The organism is Vibrio sp. V12_P9A6T4 (genome assembly GCF_963874835.1).
Classification (GTDB): Bacteria; Pseudomonadota; Gammaproteobacteria; order Enterobacterales; family Vibrionaceae; genus Vibrio; species Vibrio anguillarum.
Genome location: NZ_CAWNJO010000014.1, coordinates 1 through 3,221, shown reverse-complemented (window position 1 = coordinate 3,221; position 3,221 = coordinate 1). Strand labels below are relative to the sequence as shown.

Genomic DNA, 3,221 nt, shown 5'->3' with positions numbered 1-3,221 from the left:
ATTGGGAGGTGAGGGGTTAATCTGAGGTTAGTAATGCGTGCATTCTTTTCACGATCATTAAAATGGCAAAAATCAGATTCACAGTAGCAAAAGTTACGAGAAAAATTTAATCACAACACCAAGCACAATAATACCAGAACCAAATAATAGATAACTAATGAGTGAAGTTGATTCCTCTTGTTTTTTAAAAAATAAGTTATACAAATCAAGAAACACTACTGCAAAAGCCAAAGTTAAGAGTAAATTGCTGGCTGGCTCTTTCCATAAGAAGAAACCAGATATAGCCAACAAAACCACTGATGAACTAACAAGAATAGTATTTGCCTCTTCATTAGTTGCTTTTAATGCCTTGTTTTTATTGTCCTTTTTTGAAAAGTAAATAGACAGTGCCGTTATGATTGTGGGGATGAAAAACGCAAATCTAAACTTAAATTCTTCAGAATGATATCCATAGGCCCATTCTGTAATTAAGAGCATAATGACCCATGCCCCCGTTGTGAAGAAAAGAAGCCACACAAAAATTTTTGCAGCAACTTCATTTTTCCGTTGCATGTCTTCTCCTAGCTGCTTGGTTGTTTTTTTAGTCAAGATTATTACCTTTCATTAATTGTAAGTGTTTTAATTTTCTACTGAAATAACATCATAAACAAGAACATATTAAAACTATGACATTGAAAACAATGGAGTTTAATATGATCAAAGTTACAACTTTAGAATCCCTATCAACCCTACCAATCACCGCAACCTTACAAGAACAAGTCAGAGCCATACTCACCGAACCTTTTCACGATGAAGAAGAAACCCAACAAGTATGGGATGAGCTGCAATGTGAACTCTGGTTCCTCACATCAATTTCCGATCTCTCTGCCGTCGTCGTCGACGATATCGAACTGCTAAAACGAGCACTGACCTACACCGAATTCGAAGACGACCTGGACTATGGAGCAGTGCTGACACTAAGTATTGTCGAGGACTCTGGTAAGGGTATCTACATGCTGATGCCTAAGACGCTACTCACCGAATTACGCCAATATTTCTCCATCGAGAATGACTAAGGAGGCAGTGATGCAATCCCGAAAATTCAAATTCAATAAGCGCCAACTCGACTCACTACCACCGACGCCGCCGTCGAGCAAAAGTAAGGAAACTGAATATACCGACGAGTTGTGTTCTGGCCTCAAGATGATCGTCAACCGCCAAGGCAGGAAGCGTTTCTTGTTCAGATATACCCTGCACGGAACCAAGAAATCAATCCAGCTAGGTGAATATCCAGCGCTAGATATTGCCACTGCTCGTCAGATTGCCAATGACCATAAACGGGAAATTGCTCTTGGAAATGACCCTAAGACTATTCGTGATGAGAAGCGTAACGTACTTACGTTCCAAGAGTTCTCTGAGCTGCACTACTTACCTTACGCAATGATGAACAAGCTCACCGCCAAAAGTGATGCAGGTAGTCTTAAGCTCCATTTCTATCCGAAATGGGGCAAGAAACCTCTCACTGATATCGGTCAGCAAGATATTCAGAAATTGTTGGACGGATTACTAGAAGGTAGGAAACCAGCAACGGTAAATCGTCTACGTTCCTTAGTACTTCGTATGTTCAGGCTGGCAATGGAATGGGGTTATGTCGACTCTAATCCAGGTCAGTACATCAGGAAGTTGAAGGAAAACAATGTAAGACAGCGATTCCTGTCACGGGCTGAGGTTTCCAGCTTCATAAAAGCATGTAACGAAGAACCGAATCGTACCCAAGCCAATGCGCTGAAATTTGCACTGCTGACTGGGATGCGAATCGGGGAAATTACCAGTTCGAAATGGGAGTACCTTACCGTCGACGACGACGGCAATTGGAGCCTATTTCTACCACACACTAAGTCGGGGCTGTCGAGAACGGTCCTACTAAACCATTTAGCTAAGGAAGTCATAAATGATCAACGGCGATTTCAACAACTTAAGAACCCCTATATCTTTGCCGGAGATGCACCCGGTAGACCTATCGCTCATCCGAAGAAGGCTTTTGCTCGAATCAAGAAAGCTGCCGGGATTACAGACAACTTCCGAATTCATGATTTGAGGCACAGCTTTGCTTCAATTTTAATCAATAGTGGTAATGCCACGCTCTATGATGTTCAGCATTTGTTGGGACATCAGTCGCCACAGACCAGTACAAGATATGCTCACTTAGCTTCGAGTAGGTTGAGGGAGGTTAGTGCTAATGTGGCTGAGTTGGTTGGCGATGTGAGCAAAAATTAGTATTGAAAGCAGCGAGTGTAGGTACTCGCTGTATTTCACATCTTTACGTTAAAAGGTCTGATAATTCGCCACTTCAAGTAGAAAACTCTACATTTTGTTGTGTTGATTGTATAAAGATGAGAATATGCTATTTCGTCCACCACATATAGATAACTTATTGCTAACATTGAAATTTATCGTTATCTATATCGAAAGTTTGCGTAAACAAGTAGATTTATGTGTTCAATTGCTTAACTATTAAGGATGTGTATGGATACAGCTAAATGCACTCTCAATGGAGAGTTATACACAGCTTCTCTTTTTTCAACACTGCCTCCGAATGAGTTGGCCCACAAGAGAAAACACCTCATTTGCCCAGAATGTCAGGCTGATGTGTATTTTAGAAAAGCTTCTCGTAACGGTCAGTCTGCCTGTTTTGTTTGTCGCACTCATGCTATTGATTGCTCACTATCCTCTTCAGAAACACAAGGATTAGAGAGCGGTAAGGTGGATGAAGAAATTGTTCATAACCTGAACCAGTCTTTTGAATTAGATATAAATGTTGAAATAACACCAACAACTTTACCGACCCCATCTGAAAATAAAACTCACGTGACTCTAAGTCAATTATTGCGGAATTTAGTTAATTCTCCAGAGTTCAGAAAATCTGACAAAAAAATAGTAATTGAAGATCCTAATACAACAAGAAACGTTGACAATTTCTTTGTTCATTTTTATGACGTAAATAATACTAACAACGAAGATGTATACGGATTTTGGGGAATATTGAGTGATGCTAGATTAGACTCTAATGGCTCATTATGGCTCAACGCTGGAGGGATTGGAGAAGTTAGTTGTGTAATTCCTTGTGAACTTGTTGATGATTTTTATAAACATTACAAGCTAGAAGATGAGGAAGAACTCAGTGGGGCTTATACATTGATCATTGGGACTAAAAAAACTTCAGCCAACGGTAAGGATTACAT

At 40.1% G+C, this 3,221-nt stretch carries 4 protein-coding genes; 3 read left to right on the top strand and 1 reads right to left on the bottom strand.

Going from position 1 to position 3,221, the window contains the following annotated elements:
* Positions 1-93: 93 nt before the first annotated feature.
* Positions 94-588, bottom strand: a complete 495-nt coding sequence (locus tag AACQ42_RS00755) for a hypothetical protein (RefSeq protein ID WP_141195651.1) — start codon at positions 586-588, stop codon at positions 94-96.
* Between the two features lie 104 nt (positions 589-692).
* On the opposite strand from AACQ42_RS00755, the gene AACQ42_RS00750 reads away from it, so the two are divergent.
* The 3 genes from AACQ42_RS00750 to AACQ42_RS00740 all read left to right on the top strand — a co-directional run.
* Positions 693-1,055, top strand: a complete 363-nt coding sequence (locus tag AACQ42_RS00750; protein WP_176429664.1) for a hypothetical protein — start codon at positions 693-695, stop codon at positions 1,053-1,055.
* A gap of 10 nt (positions 1,056-1,065) precedes the next feature.
* A complete protein-coding gene (locus AACQ42_RS00745) occupies positions 1,066-2,256 on the top strand; it encodes a site-specific integrase (RefSeq protein WP_176429663.1) in 1,191 nt (396 codons plus the stop codon).
* A gap of 249 nt (positions 2,257-2,505) precedes the next feature.
* Positions 2,506-3,221: hypothetical protein (locus AACQ42_RS00740; RefSeq protein WP_254918571.1), on the top strand; the 716-nt coding region annotated here is incomplete at its 3' end.